Below are 18,372 nucleotides of genomic sequence, written 5' to 3' on the forward strand. Positions count from 1 at the left end.
GCCACTACCAGTATTGACGCCGTCTTGGTGCCCGGGTTATTCGCGCGAGAGACTGGGGAACATGCCTGCATACCGCTCACGCACTGTCACCCACGGCCGCAACATGGCCGGAGCCCGCGCACTGCTGCGCGCCTCCGGCGTCGCCAACTCGGACATCGGCAAGCCGATCATCGCCGTGGCCAACTCCTTCACCGAATTCGTCCCCGGCCACACGCACCTGGCACCGGTGGGCCGGATCGTCTCCGACGCGATCCTCGCCGCGGGCGCAGTGCCCCGCGAATTCAACACCATCGCCGTGGACGACGGCATCGCGATGGGCCACGGCGGCATGCTCTACTCGCTGCCGTCCCGCGACCTGATCGCCGACTCCGTGGAGTACATGGTCAACGCACACTGCGCCGACGCCCTGGTCTGCATCTCCAACTGCGACAAGATCACCCCCGGCATGCTCATGGCCGCGCTCCGCCTGAACATCCCCGTGGTGTTCGTCTCCGGCGGTCCCATGGAGGCCGGGCGCGTGACCCTGACCGACGGCTCCGTCCGTTCGCTGGACCTGGTCAACGCGATCGCCGACGCCGTGGACGAGTCCATCTCCGACGAGGACATCAACCTCATCGAAGAGAACGCCTGCCCCACCTGCGGTTCCTGCTCCGGCATGTTCACCGCCAACTCGATGAACTGCCTCACCGAGGCGATCGGCCTCTCGCTGCCCGGCAACGGTTCCGTGCTGGCGACGCACACCGCGCGCAAGGCGCTGTACGAGAAGGCCGGTTCCACCGTCGTCGAGCTGGTCAAGCGCTACTACGACGGCGACGACGCCTCCGTGCTGCCCCGCTCCATCGCCACAGCGAAGGCCTTCGACAACGCCATGGCCCTGGACATTTCCATGGGCGGCTCCACCAACACCATCCTGCACCTGCTGGCCGCGGCCCAGGAGGCAGGCGTGGACTACGGCCTGGCCGAGATGGACGCCAAGTCCCGCCAAGTGCCCTGCCTGGCCAAGGTGGCCCCGAACGTCGCCAAGGACAAGACCTACTACATGGAAGACGTGCACCGCGCCGGCGGCATCCCCGCGCTGCTGGGCGAGCTGAACCGCGGCGGCCTCCTGCACAAGGATGTCCACTCCGTGCACTCAGCGGACCTGGACGGCTGGCTGGACGACTGGGACATCCGCGGCGGCAAGGCCACCGAGGAAGCCAAGGCCCTGTGGCACGCGGCCCCCGGCGGCGTCCGTTCCTCCACCGCCTTCTCGCAGTCGAACGAGTGGACCTCGCTGGACACCGACGCCGAGGGCGGCTGCATCCGCTCCGTGGAGCACGCCTACTCCAAGGACGGCGGCCTGGCCGTGCTGCGCGGCAACATCGCCATCGATGGCGCCGTGGTGAAGACCGCCGGCGTGGACGAGTCCATCTGGACCTTCGAGGGTCCGGCCGTGGTCTGCGAATCCCAGGACGAGGCCGTGGAGAAGATCCTGAACAAGACCGTCAAGGAAGGCGACGTGGTGGTCATCCGCTACGAAGGCCCCAAGGGCGGTCCGGGCATGCAGGAAATGCTCTACCCGACGTCGTTCCTCAAGGGCCGGGGCCTGGGCAAGAAGTGCGCCCTGATTACGGACGGCCGCTTCTCCGGCGGAACCTCCGGCCTGTCGATCGGCCACATCTCCCCCGAGGCGGCCTCGGGTGGAACGATCGCCCTCGTGGAAGACGGCGACATCATCCGCATCGACATCCCCACCCGCTCCCTGGAGCTCCTGGTGGACGCCGCTGAACTGGATGCCCGCCGCGAACGCCTCGAGGCGACCACCGGCTACCACCCGGTGGGCCGCGAGCGCGAAGTCTCCGCGGCCCTGCGCGCCTACGCGGCCATGGCCACTTCGGCGGACAAGGGAGCAGTGCGCGACGTCGACTCCCTCTACCGCCTGACCTCGCCGCAGCCGGTGGCCTAGCAAGCCCCTGCCGCGGTAACCGGTCATCTGGCTGGCAGTTGTTGTCGTTTTGAAGGCTCAGAACGACAACAACTGCCAGCCAGTTGGGTTTAATCGACCCTGAGCTGCGCCAGCACCTGGGCCGGCTTGTTCGTGGTGATTTCGTGGATGCCCAGGCCCTGGCACAGTGCCACGTCCCGCTCCGAATCCACGGTCCACACCCGGAAGCGGCGGCCGGAGTCGAGCCAGCGCTGCACGGCGCGGGCATGCTTGCGGACGTAGTCGATCCCGGGGCCGGCCAGCCCCACCTCGCAGTCGTCCAGGATCCGTTCGCCTTCCAACTGGGCCGCCTTCATCACGTTGGCCACCGCGCCTCCCGTGATCCGGCCCAGGCCCAGCTCCTCGCGCACTTCCTCCACGCTCACGTCATCCACCAGTTGGCAGATGTGCCGGGCCGGAACGTAACGCAGCAGGTGCTTCACCGAGTCCGGACTGAAACTCATGAACGACACCAGGATGTTGTCCAACCGGGAGCTTTCCGCATCCCAGCCTTCGCGGAGCAAAAGCTCCAGCAGCCGGTCTTCGAGCTTGAGCTGGTAGGGGCTGGGGTGCTTGAGTTCGATCGCGAGCCCGATTTCCCGGCCGGCGCCGCGCAGGATGTCCAGCAGCTCGGGCAGCGTGAGGAACTGCTCGGAAATCCCGCCGTACTCCTCGGGAATCCTGGCACCCTTCCAGGAGGAGAAGTCCAGGGCGCGCAGTTCGGCCAGGTCCTTCTCGGCCACCGGCCCGGTGCCGTCGGAGGTGCGGTCCAGGTTCGCGTCGTGCAGGAGCACCAGGTGCTGGTCCCGGCTCAGGTGCACATCGCACTCCACTCCGTCCGCGCCGTCGGCGATCGCCTTTAGGTACGCGGCGCGCGTGTGCTCGGCAAAAACAGCGCTCGCCCCGCGGTGCGCATAGACCAGCGGCCGCCGCACCAGGCGGGCGCTTTCCGGGGAGTCGCTCCCGGGTGCCTCGATAGTCATGCTGACACGGTAGCCCACCCGCCCGGCGGACACGGGGCTACGCTGGGCACATGCAGGTGAACTCTGAACAAATCCCGACGCCGGCGCACACCCATGCGGACGGCGCACCGGAAACGCCGCGCCCCGGCGGGGTGTCCGCCGTCGCGCATTCCACTGCGGTGTCCGAGAACGACGCCGCCAAAGCCGCGGCGCTGCGCCGGATGAAGAGTGTGGCGCTGGCCCTGCTGATCGGCATGGCCGTGGTGTTCACCGTGGCGTTCGCCCTGCAGAAGCAGTACCCGTGGCTGGAATATGTGCGGGCCGCGGCCGAAGGGGGCATGGTGGGCGCCTTGGCGGACTGGTTCGCCGTGACCGCCCTGTTCAAGTACCCGATGGGCCTGAAGATCCCGCACACGGCGATCATCCCGCGGCGCAAGGACCAGATCGGCGCCTCCCTGTCCGACTTCGTGGAGAACAACTTCCTCTCCGAGCACGTGGTGCAGGACAAGCTGGCGAGCGTGGACATCGCGCGCAAGGCCGGCGAATGGCTGCGCTCCCCCGGCGGTCCCGAGCGGGTGGCCAAGGAAGGGTCCGCGGTGATCCGCGGCGCGTTCACTGTGTTGAACGACGACGACGTGCAGGCCGTGATCGAGGGAATGTTCCGCAAGCACGTGCTGACTCCGCCGTGGGGACCGCCCGTGGGCCGCATGGCCGAGCGGCTCTTCGCCGAGGGTCACCACCACACCCTGGTGGACCTGCTGGTGGACCGGGCCGTGGACTGGATGGCGACCAACCACGACACCGTGAACCGCCTGGTCTCGGACCGTTCGCCGCTCTGGGTGCCGCCTTTCCTGGACCACATGGTGGGCGACAAGGTCCACACCGAGCTGTCCAAGTTCGTCCGCGCCGTGCAGGAGGACCCGGACCACCAGGTGCGCCGCTCAATCGACACCTACCTGACCGAGCTCGCCCACGACCTGCAGCACGATCCGGCAATGATCGCCCGGGCCGAGGGAATCAAGGCGCAGATCCTCGGCGACCCCGAGGTGCGCGAACTGGCCTCCCGCACATGGGGCACCATCAAGAATGCGCTGCTGACCGCCGTCGACGATCCCGGCTCGGAGCTCAGCCTGCGCTTCAAGGCCGCGGTCCGTGACTTCGGCACCCGGCTTGTGGAGGACACCGAACTTGCCGGGAAGGTCAACACCTGGATCGGCGACGCCGCCGGGTACCTCGTGAACACCTACCGCTCGGACATTGCCGGCGTCATCTCGGACACCGTGGCCCGCTGGGACGCCGAAGAGACCTCGCAGAAGATCGAGCTCCAGGTGGGCAAGGACCTGCAGTACATCCGCATCAACGGCACGGTGGTGGGTGCGCTGGCCGGGCTGGCGATCTTCACGGTGGCGCACCTGGTGTTCGGCTAGGGCGTGTCTCCCAACGCTGTCAGGTCCGAAACAGCCGCATTTTCGCCGGCGCTCACACTAAGGCACAGGCTCCAGGGAACCGAGGGGAGGGCGATTCTTCGTTCAGCCTGATGGTGGGAGGAGAGGATTACACCGACAAGGCTGGCGGTGTTGGTGGCGATAACGACTTCGTTTTGATCCACGATGCACGTGTTTGGCGGCAAGGGCCGAAGGAGTGGGTCGAATTCGGTCTGGAGGCGGCTGACGAGGACGTCTACGGCAGCGACGCCGGCCATCTTGCCCGCCTTGGTCACACGTTTGGTGAAGGTGATGACGTGCTGGTTGGTTCCCAGGGCGTCGATGTAGGCGTAGCTGGCGTGGACCGTGTCATCGGCGTCGGACGCCGGCCACCATGGTGCCGTCGAGTAGTCGTAGAACTCCGGATCCATTTCGAATCGCTGCGGCGACTCCGGGCCCGACGGAAGGTAGCACCAGATGGAGCCGGGTTCGCCGAAGTAGCCTTTTTCGGCGATGAACCCGGTCCCGTACAGCGCAGGCATGGCTTTCAGATTCTCGCGCGCTACGTCGTAGACGTCCTCCAGCTCATCCAGCCGGCCTTTCTTTGCGTGGTCGAGGCCCGCCTGGGCGGCTTCTTCGACGCTCGTGATCGATGCAGCCGCTGCCCCTTCGAGCCTTGATGCGAACGATTCGACGGCGGAAATGGCGTTGTCGATGCCTTCATCGGCAGGCAGCGAGCCTGGCGGCGGGGAGTCCAGGGACAATCGCAGGTCGATGAGGCGGTTCATGTCCCGGCGAACATGCTCCTCGGCGAGGAGCCGGGCTCGAGCGGCGTCCGCGGCCCGTATTGCGTCCACGATCATCGCGTGCTCTTTGGCCGCAGCGCGTCGGCGGTCGGAAGCCCCGGCCCACACCAACGCCCCGACCTCGGCTTGCATTGCCATCTCCTGACGGGTGAACAGGACGGATCCTGACGTGGCCGCAAGCTCTACGTGGAACTGACTATCCGCCCGCATCATTTCAGCTGGTGTCTTCGCCGTCCCGATCATCGCCGCCATCGAAGCGAGTCGTCCGATAGGGACCTGCTGCGACCGGCCGGCCGCCACCGCCGCGGCTGAACCGGCCAGAACGGCACGGTATTCGCGGATGTCGCGTAGATCCTCGAGGGAGTACGCGGCAAGAGTGTCCCGCTGGGCTTTGGCGATGTCTCCGGTGTTCGCCCGCACGAAGCTGCCGCCGCCCTTGCCGCGTCGTGTTTCCACAAGTCCCAAGTGACGAAGCTCGGCGAGGGCGGTTCGCAGGGTCATCGTGGAGACCCGCATCCTTGCCGCGAGTTCGCTTTCGCTGGGGAGCTGGGCGCCATCTTCGAGTACGCCCAGCTCGATCGAATGACGGAGTCGAAGTGCGATCTCCTCACCACGCTCGGCTGTCTCCAACGGCGCGAACGCTAGTCGCTCTCTCCAACTGGACATGGCCACCCCCTTGAAACGATCCAGCAGCGTTCAAAACTTTGACATCTAACCTTGTATGTCTATTGACATCTAAAATTAGAGTTCTAAGGTTAAGTGTATCAGAAGGCGGGTTCGGGGGCCCGTACCACCTCGATAGCCAGCAAGGAGTCACGGTCATGCTGGAAAGCACGGAACTCGTCCACATATGGCGTCAAGCAGGCAATACCACCCCGGTGGACCGCCTCAGCCTCTATGCGCAGGCGCTTACGGCAGCCTGCCCGGTCGGCGCCTACCGGACACTGAACGATGCGCAGGAAGACAGGGCGCTCCTCGCCTTGTTCCGGGTTGACCATCCCTATGCGACCCTTCCTTCCTTCCATCAGGTGCCTCCCCTGGCGCTGTCGGGCTACCACCAGTTGCTCTACGACCTCGCGCGCGAGGGACTCGGCCCAAGCGATGGGTTCCCCGCCCGGGAGCCGAGGTTTGGACATGGATCCGACGCGGCCCCGCGCCACCGTGTGGACGCCCTGGCTTTCAATGGTGGCGAACTAGCGTGAAACGCCGCAGCCCCAGGCCTTTCACCGCCCAGCTGCCCCTCGGGGGTCTACGCTTCCAGACAGTCTTCCCCCAGTGGCCGGCACCCGCGCAGCTCCGGGCGAACACCCCGGAAGCATGGGATGCGCTCATGCGGGACCTCGACGCCGGCTTCGCCGCGGCGCGACTCCACAGAAGGTAAGCCGAGGATTACTGACTCCTAGGCGAACGGCGCGATCTCCACACCGGCATCTTCAAGTCCCTTGCGAACGGCGGCCGCGAGTTCCACAGCACCCGGGGTGTCGCCGTGAATACACAGGGAATCGGCCCTGACACGGACCACGGAACCGTCCACAGCCTCCAGTTCGCCGCGGGTCGCCAGGCGCACTGCCCGCTCAACCACCGCGCCGGCGTCGTGCACCACGGCACCGTCCTGTGAGCGCGGCACCAAGGTGCCGTCCGGCAGGTAGCCGCGGTCCACGAAGGCCTCGTGGAACACGGGGTGGCCCACCTCGCCGGCGAGCCGCAGGAACGCCGAGCCCGGCAGGCCGAGCACGGGCAGGCCGGGATCGTAGGCCTGGATGGCGGCCACCACGGCTTCGGCCTGGTCGGTGTCGTGCACGATCCGGTTGTAGAGCGCACCGTGCGGCTTCACATAGTCCACCGAGGCGCCCACGGCGTGGGCGATCCCGTCGAGCGCTCCCAGCTGGTAGAGCACATCGCCGTAGAGCTCGTCGAAAGACATCTCCATGCTGCGCCGGCCGAAGCCGTGCAGGTCCCGGTAACCCACGTGGGCGCCCACCCGGACATCCAGTTCGAACGCCGCGCGGCAGCTGTCCAGCATGGTCACCGGGTCCCCGGCGTGGAAGCCGCACGCCACGTTGGCGCTGCTGACGAGCCGGAACATCGCGGCGTCGTCGCCCATGGTCCAGGAGCCGAGGCCCTCCCCGAGGTCAGCGTTCAGGTCCATGGTTTCCTTCCGTCAGGGCGTTGTTGCCCGGTGGTGTGTCTGCGAGCAGTTCTCCGGGAATCGTATCCGGCAGCGGCCCGAAGGCGTGCTTGGCCGAAGCCACCACGGCCCGGCCCATCATCAGGTTCCCGCCGCCGCCCACCACGGCACCCACCCCAAAGGGCAATGCCCGGCCCAGGAACGCGGTGCCCTGGCGCTTGAGGAGGTTGCGGAGGAAGGCACGCTGGATGGCGTCCTTGACCAGGCCGAAGCTGCTGCCGGGAATCTTCTTGCCGAGCGTTTTCCCCCAGGCCTGGGTGACGCCCTTGCCGCGGCCCCGGCTTTGTCCGCTGAGCGCGCCGAGCAGGGCCGTTCCTTCTTCGCCGAGCATGATCGCCATGACCATGGTGCGGGCGCGGTCCGGATCGGTCAGGTGGATGCCGTGCAGCTCGGCGAGCGACGCCGCATACAGGGCCGTCGCCTCCAGGAAACCGACGGTGGCCAGCCCGGACAGCCCCAGCGAGGCCGCCGTTCCCAGCCCGGGCACGACGGCGGTGGCACCCACCGCGGCTCCCCCGCCGGTGACGGCGAGCAGGTAGTCGCGCTCCAGTTTGGCGGCCAGCTGCGCGGCCGAGGCGTGCGGGTGGCGGCGGCGCAGGCGCCGGAGATTGGCAAGGACCAGCGGCCGCTGCACCTCCACCGCGCGCAGGAGCACGCTGTGGACGCCGGGCTTGGGATTGCCGTGCTCGTCGAACATCGCGTTGTGGACCGTCTCCTGCGCAATCTTCGCTGCCGGGTTGGGGCGCTTTGCCATGCTCACCTCCGCCTTGGAAAGGATTCGTGCGTTCCGCCTAAGCGTATCCCTCCGGCGTAGACTGGGAACCGTTCACAGGGACCGGTCCAAGCCAGGACAGGAAGTATCCGGAATGAAGAAGAACAGCAATCTGAACGACGTCAGGCACCACAGCGACGCACCCGCCGAAGGCGAAACCGAGGGTTGGGTTCCGCACGACACCGGGCTCCACAGCCAGGATCCCGCCGAAGGTCCGGACGAAGACGAGGCCGCCGGCCAATAGCCCAAATTCCCCCGGAATCCTAAAATGTAAGCGTGGCTCCACGCTTGGCTGCTGGGGCTCCGGGGGACGCCAGACCGGGGCATCTTTTGGAGCGTGTACTCGACGAAGTGCACGCGTTGGAGAAGGCCGATGCCCACAGCCTCCGTGCCCTTCGGCGCAGGTTTTCAGCCCAGATCGCGACGGCGGACTCCGCCGTCGTCTTCGAGCTCGCCGACGGTCTCCGGGCGGCAGGCTATGACTGGCTGGGCTGGGAATTGATCAACGCGCACGACTCCGCGTTCCACTCCTTGACCGCTAATCGTTTGCAGGAACTCGGGTCCGAGATCGCGTCCTGGGGCCAGGCCGACGCCTTCGGCACCATCCTCGCCGGCCCGGCCTGGCGTGAAGGGCTCATCAGCGACGCCGACATTGCCGACTGGGCGCGGAGCGGCAACCGCTGGTGGCGGCGCCTGGCGCTCGTCTCAACCACTGTCCTCAACACCCGCTCCCGCTGGGGAACCGGCGACCGCGACCGGACGCTCGCCGTCGTCGTACTCCTCATGCACGACCGGGACGACACCGTGGTTAAGGGGCTCAGCTGGGCGCTGCGTTCCCTGGTGCCGTGGGATCCGGGCGCTGTGCGCACCTTCATCGAAGCGCACGACGCCGATCTCGCCTCGCGCGTGAAACGCGAGGTCCGCAGCAAACTGGAGACCGGGCTGAAGTCCCCGCGCCGGCACTAGTTCCCATCGAAACGGCGGGCCGTCGAAACGGGGCGGGTCCGGCGGTAGGCTGGGCTGATGGCTGCCCCGCGAGCCCTCCGACCCTTTGCACACCGCGAATACCGCGTGCTGATCACTGCCCTGGCCATATCCATCTTCGGCTCCGGCATGTGGGCCGTGGCCATGGTGTACCAGGTGATCCAGCTCGGCGGCGGGCCGCTGGAGCTGTCCCTGGTAGCGACAGCCGCAGCGGTCGGGCTGGTGGCCTTCGTCCTGGCCGGCGGGATCGCCGCGGACCGGGTGCCGCAGCGGTTGCTCATCATCGCCGTCGAAGGCGCCAACCTCCTGGTAATCGGCACAATCAGCCTGCTCTCAATGACCGGGCTGCTTCAGCTGTGGCATCTCACGGCCGGCGCGTTCGTGCTGGGCGTGGGCGCGGCATTCTTCTTCCCGGCGTATTCGGCGATCCTGCCGCGGATCCTCCCCGCCGAGGACCTGCTCGCCGCCAACGGCATGGAGGGAACCATGCGGCCCATCCTGCAGCAGGCGGCCGGTCCCGCGGTGGCCGGCGTGCTGGTGGCCTCGTTCTCGCCGCCGTGGGCCGTGACCGGAGTGTCCCTGTGCCACTTGTCGGCGTTCATCGTGCTGAACTTCCTGGGCCGGCATGCCCTGGACGTGCCGGCCAACGGGACTGGGGATTCGTCGCCTGCTACGCAGCGTGGACCCGGCGGCGCCGTCCGGTCCTTCCTGCTCGACCTGCGCGAGGGCGTCAGCTACACCCTCCGGACTCCCTGGCTGCTCTGGACCCTGATCTGGGCCTGCCTGTCGGTGCTGTTCATCATCGGCCCGATCGAGGTATTGATCCCGTTCGTGGTGCGCGACCAGCTCCACGGCGATTCGCGGATGTTCGGGTTCCTGCTGGCCGTGATGGGGGTGGGCGGCGCGATCGCCTCGCTGGCGACGGCCTCGTTCAAGCTGCCCCGGCGCTACCTCACGGTGATGCTCGCCTCCTGGGGGCTCGGCAGCCTGCCGCTGGCCGCCGTCGGGATCATGGACAACTTCTGGGTACTGGCCGCCGCGCTGTTCATCTTCGGCGCCACCGGCAGCGTGGGCATGGTCATCTGGGGCACGCTGCTGCAGCGCCGGGTCCCGCCGCACCTGCTGGGGCGCGTCTCGAGCCTCGACTTCTTCGTATCGCTGGCGCTGATGCCGGTGTCCATGGCCCTCTCCGGACCCCTCGCGCAGGTGGTGCCGATCTGGCTGATCTTCCTGGCCGCCGGGGTGGTGTGCCCGCTGATGTCGGTCGTGGCCCTGTTCGCGGCGCGCATGCTGACGGACGAGATCGAACACCCACTGGACGCGGAGCCAGCTGCCTTTCCTGCCGCGGACGCTGATCTGCCCCGTCCATTGCTGCGTAACTGTCGTTCTGAACCTGCAAAACGACAGTTACGCAGCAATCGATGAACGGAGACCTAGCCTTCCAGCGTTCCGACCACCGGTACGCCCGCGGTCGGGAACATGCTCGGGAAGATCGACGGCGCCGGAACGGGAACCGCGTTGAGCGGCACCGTGACCGTTTCCGGCCCGACGACGACGCGCTGGCCGCGGATGCTCACCTCAAGGCCGGTGCCACTGGCGGAGAGGGCGATGCTTCCCGGCCGCAGTTCGACTTCCAGCACCTGGCCGCGGAGCCGCAGGCGGAAGGACAGGCTCTCCCATTCGCCGGGCAGGCGGGGATCGAAGTGCAGGGTCTCCCCTTGGTCCCGCATGCCGGCGAAACCGGACACGAGGGAACTCCAGATGCCGCCCGTCGAGGCGATGTGCACGCCGTCCACCGTGTTGGCGTGGGTGTTGTCCAAGTCGATGAACAGCGCCTCGGTGAAGTGCTTCAACGCCACATCGGAGTAGCCCACCTCGGCCGCCATGATGCCCTGCACACAGGCGGACAGCGTGGAGTCGCCGGTGGTGATGGGGTCGTAGAAGTCGAAGGCGCGCTGCTTCTCCACGGCACTGAAGTCCTGCCACTGCAGGAACATGGCGAGCACCGTGTCCGCCTGCTTGAGCACCTGGTGGCGGTAGATCACCAGCGGGTGGAAGTTCAGCAGCAGCGGGTACTTCGAGCGCGGCGTGTTCCAGTCCCACGGCTCCAGCGTCATGAAGTCGTTGTCCTGGGAGTGGACCTCCATGTGCGGGTCGTAGGGCAAGGCCATCCGCTCGGCGGCCTGCCGCCAGATGATCTGCTCGCTCTGCGGCGCGGCCGGGTGGTCCAGTTCAGACGCGGCCCGCAGGTTAAAGCGGGCCATGACGTTGGTGTAGAGGTTGTCGTTGACCACGGCCGTGTACTCGTCCGGGCCCGTAACGCCGTGGATATGGAACATGCCGTCCTTGCCGAAGAAGCCCAACGACGCCCACATCCGGGCCGTTTCGATCAGCAGTTCGGCACCGATCTCATTGTTGAAAGCGGCGTCCGCACTGGCCCATTGGTACCGGTTGGCGGCGAAGGCGATGGCCGCGGCGATGTGGAACTGGGCCGTGCCGGCGGCGTAGTAGGCGCTGGCTTCGAGGCCGTTGATGGTACGCCACGGGAACAGCGCGCCTTCCACGCTGAGCTCCTTCGCCCGGACCCGGGCGTCGGGCAGCATGGCGTGCCGTGACTCGAGGACCTGGCGGGCCGCGCCGGGGTTCGTGTACGTGAGGTAGGGCAGCAGGTAGATTTCCTGGTCCCAGAAGTAGTGCCCTTCGTAGCCCGAACCGCTCACCCCCTTCGCCGGGATGCCCGCGACGCCGGCCCGTGCGGTGGCTTGGGCCAGCTGGAACAGGTTCCAGCGCACAGCCTGCTGCATTTCGGTCTGCCCGCCGATCACGATGTCCGCCGTGGCCCAGTAGTCGCGGTAGTGCGCGGCGCTTTCGGCCAACAGGGCGTCGAACGCAACCAGGCGCAGTTCAGCCTCTGCGGCGAGCGCTTCGCCGGGGTCATCCACAGTGTCCTCCACTGCACTGACCACGTAACTGACGGTCTTCTCGAGACGGAAGGTCTCGCCGTCGTTCACTGCCATGACGTAACGGACGGTCGACTCGTCCTCCCCCACAACGGTCTCAAAGGGCTGGCCTTCGAGGGAGATCCAGTGGTCCACGGCGACGCCGATGCGCTGCCGGGACTCCGCGGTTTCCCAGGCGAGGCGGAGCGAGCCGTCGGCGCCCTGAAGGTGCAGCGGACGGAGCACCCGGCCGGCGTGCCGGCCCGAGCGCCGGGGGTCGTGGGCCGAGTGGTCCTCCACCGGCTGGTCCTGCCGGTTGAGCACCGAGGAGGTGATGTCCACCGAGGCGTGACGGTCAGAGCTTAGGCTGAACTCGATGCCCAGGCAGCCGCGGGAGTCAAAGCCCACCACGCGCCGTTCGACGGTGGTGACAATGGCGCCGGAGCGGCATTCCCAGGTGACGGCGCATTCGTACACGCCGGTGGCGAAGTCCAGGCTGCGGCGGTAGTCGCGGACGGCGGACTCGGCCAGGGACAGCTGCTCGCCGTCGACCATTACCGTGAAGTTGTTGGCATCCGGAACGTACACGATCCGCTGCCCGGTACGGGCAAATCCGTAGGCGTTTTCGGCGTGCTTGATGTCCCAGATTTCGTGGAAGCCGTTGATGAAGGTGCCGGGGAGGTCGGTGTCCGAGGGCGCCCAGTGCCCGCCGCGGATGCCGAGGTGGCCGTTGCCGAGGCTGAACAGGGTTTCAAGGGTGCCGGCGTCGCCGGGAACGTGGACAGATTCCACGAGCTTCCACGGCTCGCAGGGGAAGCGCAGCCGGTCGGAGCTGATGAGTGCCATGGCAGTGTGCCTTTTCGAAAAAGAAGTTGGGGTTTGGGGAGTTCGGAGTTTCTTGGGGGAATCAGAGGAGGTCGCCGAGGTCGTCCACCACAAGGGTGGCCCCGGCGTCGAGGAGGGTCTGGCGGCCCGCACCGCGGTCCACGCCGATCACCGCCTTGAAGTTGCCGGCGCTGCCGGCCTGCACGCCGGACACCGCGTCCTCCACCACGACGCATTCGGCCGCCGGTACCTCCAGCAGCTGTGCGGCGTAGTCGAAGGTGGCCGGATCGGGCTTGCCGGGGAGCCCGACGGCGGCCGCCACCTGGCCGTCGACCACCACCGGGAAGTAGCCGTCCAGCCCGGCAGCCTTGAGTACCGCGGGCGCGTTCCGGGAGGAGGAGACGACGGCGAGCTTCAGTCCGCGCTCCAGCGCGGCGTGGATGAAACGGACGGAGCCGGCGTATGGCTCCACCCCGCGTGTGGACACAATTTCATTGAAGATCAGGTTCTTGCGGTTGCCAAGGCCCTGCACGGTGGGGCTGTCCGGGGCGTCGTCCGTGGGGCCTTCGGGGAGGGTGATTCCGCGGGAGGCCAGGAAGTCCCGGACGCCGTTGAAGCGCGGCTTTCCGTCGATGAAGTCGAAGTAGTCGCTCTCCCGGTAGCCATCCGGGTGGCCGGCCGCGGTGAGGTACCCGTCGAAGAGTTCCTGCCAGGCCTGTTCGTGCACTACGGCGGTGGGCGTCAGCACGCCGTCAAGGTCGAACAGCAGGGCAGAGGCACCCGTCCAGGCGGAGCTCAGGGCGGCGCGGGGTTCAGTCATGGTTTCTCCGTTCGGCGGTTGCGGCGGGTGGTCTTGCGTTCGATGAGTTTCGTGTCGAGGAAATGGCTGGTGGGCAGGTGGTCCTGCTCCGGGTTCTGCAGGCGTTCGCAGAGCAGGTTCGCCGCGAAGGCGCCCTGGTCCGCCACGGGCTGCGCTACCGTGCTCAGGCCGAGGAACCAGCTCATGGGGTGGTCATCGATCCCGATCACGGACACGTCCTTCGGGGCGCCCAGGCCGTGCTCGCGCAGGGCCTTCAGTGCTCCGAAGGCGGTTTCGTCGCAGTCGGCGAAAAGGGCTGTCGGCAGCCCGCGGTGCGCGATGAGTTCGGTCATGGCCCGCCGTCCGCCTTCGATGGAGGAGCCGGCGTTGACGACGAGGTCCGGGTGGACGGTGAGGTCGTGTTCGGCCAGGGCACGGCTGAACCCGTCCAAGCGGTTGTTGCTGGTGCGGACCGAATGCCCGCCCAGTTCCCGGCCTGAAAGGACCGCCAGGTCCCAGTGGCCGAGCTCCAGCAGGTGGGAGGTGGCCTGCCAGGCGGCGTGTTCGTCGTCGATTCCCACGTTATCCCAAGGGACCCCGGTCATTCCAACGCTCGCGACCGCGAGGCCGGATCCGGCCAGGGCGTCGATCTCATCAGCATCGAGGTCGACGTTCAGCAGCAGCACCCCGTCCACCCGCTGGCGCAGGGCGGCGAGGTCGGCGAACACGCGGTTCCGGACCTCCGCGCTGTTGCGGAGGCTGAGCAGCACGGTGTCGTGCCCGCCGTCGGCGAATACTTCCTCGGCGGATTCCACTGCCTGGGCGAAGAACCAGGCCGTGGCCGTGGGGGCGATGATGGCAACCGAGCCCGTGCTTCCGCCGGCCAGCCGTGCGGCGGCGGACGATGCTTTGTAGCCAAGTTTTTCGGCCGCCTCGGCAACTTTGCGGTGGGCCCGTTCGGACACATTGGGCAGATTGCGCAGGGCCCGGGAAACGGTGCAAATGGACAACCCCGAGAGGACAGCAACGTCCTGGATGGTGGCGCGCTGGGCACTAACCATGCAACACGGCCTCAACCCTTTCCATGCTTGTTCGACGCTTGTTCAACGGTGCGGCGACTCACCGCACCGAGCGATTGTAAGCGCTTACAATTTTGTCCATCAAGGGCAGCACAAACGCGTCGCCAGTGTTACGCGGGGCTCACCTCAGCGCAGGCGGCAGCTCCGGTCAGCGCAGGACATAGTGGCGCAGGAAGGTGCCCACATCGGCCAGTTCCATGGCCTCGATCCGGTGGCCCATTCCGGGATACGTGCGGGCGGTGAGGGCGGTGTGCCGCTCCAGCCAGTCTGCGGTGTATTCCACGGCATCCTCGTTGATTACGGGGTCCGCTTTGTCCCGGCCCCAGAAGAAGGGCGGCCGGGTTTCGAAGGATTCGCTGAGTGACAGGAGCTCGTTGTCCAGCACGAAACCGGACAGTCCCACCGTCGCTTTGAAGCCGCCCGGCCGCAGCCGCAACAGCGTGCTGGCCATGGCCATGCCCTGCGAGTAGCCCAGGAGGCTCACGCTGCTGTGGTTGCCCTTCACCGAGTCGATCCAGGCGAACACCTTGTTGGCGGCCGTGATGACGTCGGCGAAGTCGTTGGCCAGGAAGTAGTCCAGCAGGAACCAGCCGTAGTCGTCGCCGATCACCATGGGACCGCGCAGCGCGGCGCAAGTGAACTCCTCCGGCAGCTCCGGGAAGAGCTTGGCCATGCGGTGCTCGTCCGTGCCGTAGCCGTGCATCATCACCAACAGGGGCGTTCCCGCCCGCTCGTTCTCAGGCTTGGACCAGAGGACCGTATCCATGGGGAAAAGCCTAGCGGGGCACGCAACGCGGCAGGCCGCCGTCGGGAGTCAATTTCCGACGGCGGCCTGAGGCCTGTTGCTGTTCCTCACCCGAGCGCCGGGCTGCGGGTGGCGCCGGGAAGGCGGGCGTCCTGCAGCGCGAGCAGGGCGTCGCGGGCGTCGGGGTTGGTGACGGTGTCGATCGTGGTCCAGGCCATGCCGAGCGCGCCGTCAAGGGCGGCCTGCTCGCCCGCGGGGGATCCGGCGTCGGCGGCGAATTCGGCGGTGTGCGGAACGCCGTTGGCGCCCAGCACGGAGATCATCGGGTGGATGGACGGCACGGCGTGGGACACGTTGCCCATGTCCGTGGAGCCGCCGCCCAGGCGGCTGGTCTGCACAACCGTCCGGCCCAGGGCGGTCAGGTTCCGGTCCCAAGCCTCGGCGAGCAGGGTGTTCTGGACGAGGTTCTCGTAGCGCGGCTCGGTGGGGGCGAGGTCCCAGGTGCAGCCGCTCGCCAGGGCGCCGCCGGCGAAGCAGTTGAGCATGCGTTCCTTGACGTCCTCGAGGGTCTTCAGGTCGTGAGCGCGGACCTCGGCGCTGACCACCGTGCGGGCCGGGATGATGTTGGTGACCTCGCCGCCGCGCTCCACGAAGGCGTTCAGGCGGATACCGTCGGCGAGCTGCTGACGGAGCAGGCCGATCGCGACGAGGGAGATGGTGGCGGCGTCGCCGGCGTTGATGGCCTTGTCCGGAGCCGCAGCCGCATGGGCGGCGCGGCCAATGAAGGTGACGGCGAAGCGGTCCACGGCCTGGGTACGGGTGACCGAACAGCTGAGGTCCTCGCCGGTGGCGCCGTGCACCATCATGGACACGGTTGCCTGCTCCCAGGCGCCGGCCTCGAGCAGCAGCGCCTTGCCGCCGCCGTGCTCCTCCGCCGGGGTGCCCAGGAGGACCACGCGCAGGCCTAGCTCGTCGGCGACGTCGCCGAGCGCGAGCGCGGCGCCGAGTCCCGCCGTCGCGATGATGTTGTGGCCGCAGGCGTGGCCGATCTCCGGCAGGGCGTCGTACTCGGCACAGATCACCACGGTGAACTCGCCGCTGCCGCGCACCGCCTCGAAGCAGGTCTCCATGCCGTAGGCGTTGCGTTCGACGGCGAAGCCGGCTTCCTCGGCGACTGTCGCAAGGGTTTCCGCGGCGAGCCGCTCCTCGAAGGCCAGTTCCGGGTTGCCGTGGATGATGCGGCTGACTTCGCGGAGCCGGTCTTCCCAGGCGGCGATGGTGCCGGAGGCTGCCTTCTTGAGGGTGTCGACGTCGACGGCGGTGGCTTGGCTGGGCATGGTGGCCTTTCGGTTTGGTTTTGGTGGCTGTGGCGGTGGCTGCGTCAGTGCGCGCCGAGGCCGAGCGTGAACTGGGCGATAACCACTGAGAAGAGGTACGAGGAGGCGATGGCGACCAGGCCCACCGGAACGATCCGCCAGCCGATGCGGCGCAGCAGCGGGATGTCCTTGCCGAGGCTCAGGCCGGCCACGGTGAGCACCACGGTGCAGATGGACAGGAAGTTGACGCTGGTGACCATGGTGATCAGGGCCTTGGCGAACGGCGAGACGGGGCTGGAGGCCAGCGCGCCCAGGGTGATGATGAAGACCATGCTGGGCACCTTGCCGCGGCACAGCCGGGACAGGCCCAGGCCCGCCAGCAGCAGCGCATCGATAATGAGATAGCCGCCCAGGATATTCCACGAGAAACCGCCGGCTGCGATCGAGGCGATGAAGATGCCGATCACCGTGAGGACCGGCATCGCGATGTACAGCGGGACCCGGACTGGCCCGCGATTCCCGGTGGCGTCGTCGGAGGCGTCTTCGGCAGCCGCGGATTCAGCGGCCGCAGATTCGAGCTCGGCAGTGGACGCGGCACTTGCGGCGGGAACGGCAGCTGCGGCGGTGGTGGTCGTGGCACCTGCGGCGGTCGCGGCAGCTGCGGCGGTCGCGGCACCCGCGGCGGGAACGGCGTCGGAAGCGGTCGCCAGGTGCGGGAAGCGGCGGATGAGGCTGTTGTAGATCTTGTCCGCGAGGGGAAGGGCGATCCAGATGCCCACGTAGACGCCCAGCAGGCTGGTGATGATGTTCGAGGTGCCGGCGACGGCGAAAATCTGGTCCTTCAGTTCCGGGAACTGTGCCGCGACGCTCGCGGCACCGGCGGCCATCATGGAGCCGGAGCCGACACCGGCGCCCATGGCCAGGGCGAGCGGGTCGAAGAGGCCGAGGGAGGCGGTCACGGAGGCCAGCAGGGAGATGAAGACCGCGCCGAAAATGGTGCCGAAGACGTACATCGACAGCACGCCGCGGTACGGGTGGGAGTCGGTGCCGTACTTCTCGCTGACCATGGCGAAGGAACCCTCGCGGTCAATGGAGAAGGTGGCGCCGATGGTGGCGGGACCCATCTTCAGGAGCACGGCCAGCGGCAGCGCAAGGATGAGGGTGCCCAGCAGATGGCCGGCTTCCTGGAGCAGCAGGGCGGGTCCGGCGCGGAAGAGCAGCGGGATGTTCGGGCCGATGGTGAAGGCCAGGCTCCCCACCAGGATGAGGACTGAAACGCCCATCAGCGCCCCGGCCGCAGACTGGAACCTCCTGGGCAGCGGGCGGATCTTCTGCGATGACACGATGCCGCCGGCCAGGATGCCCCACACCATCGGCAGGATGGTGATTGCTGCGAAACCCACGGGAATGACCAGCGGACCGACAAGCTGGCTCAGCGTCGCCAGGAGCAGCGCGAGCCCGCCGATCGGCCACAGCCATGCCAGGGAACCTCTGGTGCGCTGGGGTGCGGCGAGGAGGGTTGATGAAGTCATTGGGATTCCTTGCTGGGGAGTGATGGAACCGAACGGGC

Annotated in this window: 16 protein-coding genes; 6 read left to right on the top strand and 10 right to left on the bottom strand. The window is 67.6% G+C overall.

Annotation, left to right across the window (positions count from 1 at the left end):
- Window positions 1-61 precede the first annotated feature (61 nt).
- Window positions 62-1,945: a dihydroxy-acid dehydratase gene (ilvD, locus tag BLP88_RS06595; protein ID WP_074587889.1), complete on the top strand. Its 1,884-nt coding sequence runs from the start codon at window positions 62-64 to the stop codon at window positions 1,943-1,945.
- An 89-nt stretch (window positions 1,946-2,034) separates the two neighbouring features.
- Here ilvD and BLP88_RS06600 read toward each other — a convergent pair whose 3' ends face one another.
- Complete coding sequence (locus BLP88_RS06600) at window positions 2,035-2,946, bottom strand: glycerophosphodiester phosphodiesterase (RefSeq protein ID WP_074588108.1); 912 nt, start codon at window positions 2,944-2,946, stop codon at window positions 2,035-2,037.
- Window positions 2,947-2,996: 50 nt separating this feature from the next.
- Here BLP88_RS06600 and BLP88_RS06605 point away from each other — a divergent pair, with 50 nt between their 5' ends.
- Entirely contained in the window at window positions 2,997-4,352 is a 1,356-nt protein-coding gene (locus tag BLP88_RS06605) for a DUF445 domain-containing protein (RefSeq protein WP_074587890.1), read from the top strand.
- Here BLP88_RS06605 and BLP88_RS06610 read toward each other — a convergent pair.
- Window positions 4,349-5,785, bottom strand: coding sequence for a GntR family transcriptional regulator (locus BLP88_RS06610; RefSeq protein ID WP_175453507.1), 1,437 nt, complete (start codon window positions 5,783-5,785; stop codon window positions 4,349-4,351). The genes BLP88_RS06605 and BLP88_RS06610 overlap by 4 nt on opposite strands.
- A 191-nt stretch (window positions 5,786-5,976) precedes the next feature.
- Between BLP88_RS06610 and BLP88_RS06615 the strand changes: the two genes are divergently transcribed.
- The gene (locus tag BLP88_RS06615) at window positions 5,977-6,357 is read left to right on the top strand and encodes a hypothetical protein (RefSeq protein WP_074587894.1); all 381 of its coding nucleotides are present in this window, start codon (window positions 5,977-5,979) and stop codon (window positions 6,355-6,357) included.
- Between the two features lie 197 nt (window positions 6,358-6,554).
- Here the strand turns inward: BLP88_RS06615 and BLP88_RS06620 are convergent, their stop codons facing one another.
- Window positions 6,555-7,304, bottom strand: a complete 750-nt coding sequence (locus BLP88_RS06620) for a LamB/YcsF family protein (RefSeq protein ID WP_074587896.1) — start codon at window positions 7,302-7,304, stop codon at window positions 6,555-6,557.
- Window positions 7,288-8,097 (bottom strand): hypothetical protein, encoded by an 810-nt coding sequence (locus tag BLP88_RS06625; RefSeq protein ID WP_074587898.1) that lies wholly within the window; start codon window positions 8,095-8,097, stop codon window positions 7,288-7,290. Before BLP88_RS06625 ends, BLP88_RS06620 begins: the two co-directional genes overlap by 17 nt.
- A 112-nt stretch (window positions 8,098-8,209) precedes the next feature.
- Between BLP88_RS06625 and BLP88_RS18935 the strand changes: the two genes are divergently transcribed.
- From BLP88_RS18935 to BLP88_RS06635, 3 genes are read left to right on the top strand one after another with little or no spacing between them, the layout of a single operon-like run.
- Window positions 8,210-8,359, top strand: coding sequence for a hypothetical protein (locus BLP88_RS18935; protein ID WP_175453508.1), 150 nt, complete (start codon window positions 8,210-8,212; stop codon window positions 8,357-8,359).
- A 32-nt stretch (window positions 8,360-8,391) separates the two neighbouring features.
- On the top strand, window positions 8,392-9,081 hold the full coding sequence (locus BLP88_RS06630; RefSeq protein ID WP_084110873.1) for a DNA alkylation repair protein: 690 nt from the start codon (window positions 8,392-8,394) through the stop codon (window positions 9,079-9,081).
- 57 nt (window positions 9,082-9,138) lie between these two features.
- Window positions 9,139-10,524 (top strand): MFS transporter, encoded by a 1,386-nt coding sequence (locus BLP88_RS06635; RefSeq protein WP_084110876.1) that lies wholly within the window; start codon window positions 9,139-9,141, stop codon window positions 10,522-10,524.
- A gap of 8 nt (window positions 10,525-10,532) precedes the next feature.
- Here the strand turns inward: BLP88_RS06635 and BLP88_RS06640 are convergent, their stop codons facing one another.
- From BLP88_RS06640 to BLP88_RS06665, 6 genes are all read right to left on the bottom strand, one after another.
- Window positions 10,533-12,884 (bottom strand): glycoside hydrolase family 65 protein, encoded by a 2,352-nt coding sequence (locus BLP88_RS06640; RefSeq protein ID WP_074587902.1) that lies wholly within the window; start codon window positions 12,882-12,884, stop codon window positions 10,533-10,535.
- 61 nt (window positions 12,885-12,945) lie between these two features.
- On the bottom strand, window positions 12,946-13,683 hold the full coding sequence (locus tag BLP88_RS06645; RefSeq protein WP_074587904.1) for an HAD family hydrolase: 738 nt from the start codon (window positions 13,681-13,683) through the stop codon (window positions 12,946-12,948).
- Entirely contained in the window at window positions 13,680-14,723 is a 1,044-nt protein-coding gene (locus BLP88_RS06650; RefSeq protein ID WP_074587905.1) for a LacI family DNA-binding transcriptional regulator, read from the bottom strand. The genes BLP88_RS06645 and BLP88_RS06650 overlap by 4 nt, the downstream gene beginning before the upstream one ends.
- A gap of 166 nt (window positions 14,724-14,889) precedes the next feature.
- Window positions 14,890-15,507 carry an alpha/beta hydrolase gene (locus BLP88_RS06655; RefSeq protein WP_074587907.1) on the bottom strand — a complete coding sequence of 206 codons (618 nt, stop codon included), beginning with the start codon at window positions 15,505-15,507 and terminating at the stop codon, window positions 14,890-14,892.
- Window positions 15,508-15,593: 86 nt separating this feature from the next.
- Window positions 15,594-16,823, bottom strand: coding sequence for an amidohydrolase (locus BLP88_RS06660; protein ID WP_074587908.1), 1,230 nt, complete (start codon window positions 16,821-16,823; stop codon window positions 15,594-15,596).
- A gap of 44 nt (window positions 16,824-16,867) precedes the next feature.
- Window positions 16,868-18,334: a DUF3100 domain-containing protein gene (locus BLP88_RS06665; RefSeq protein ID WP_074587909.1), complete on the bottom strand. Its 1,467-nt coding sequence runs from the start codon at window positions 18,332-18,334 to the stop codon at window positions 16,868-16,870.
- Between the last annotated feature and the right edge of the window lie 38 nt (window positions 18,335-18,372).

This window comes from Arthrobacter cupressi, assembly GCF_900099975.1.
GTDB classification, from domain to species: Bacteria; Actinomycetota; Actinomycetes; order Actinomycetales; family Micrococcaceae; genus Arthrobacter; species Arthrobacter cupressi.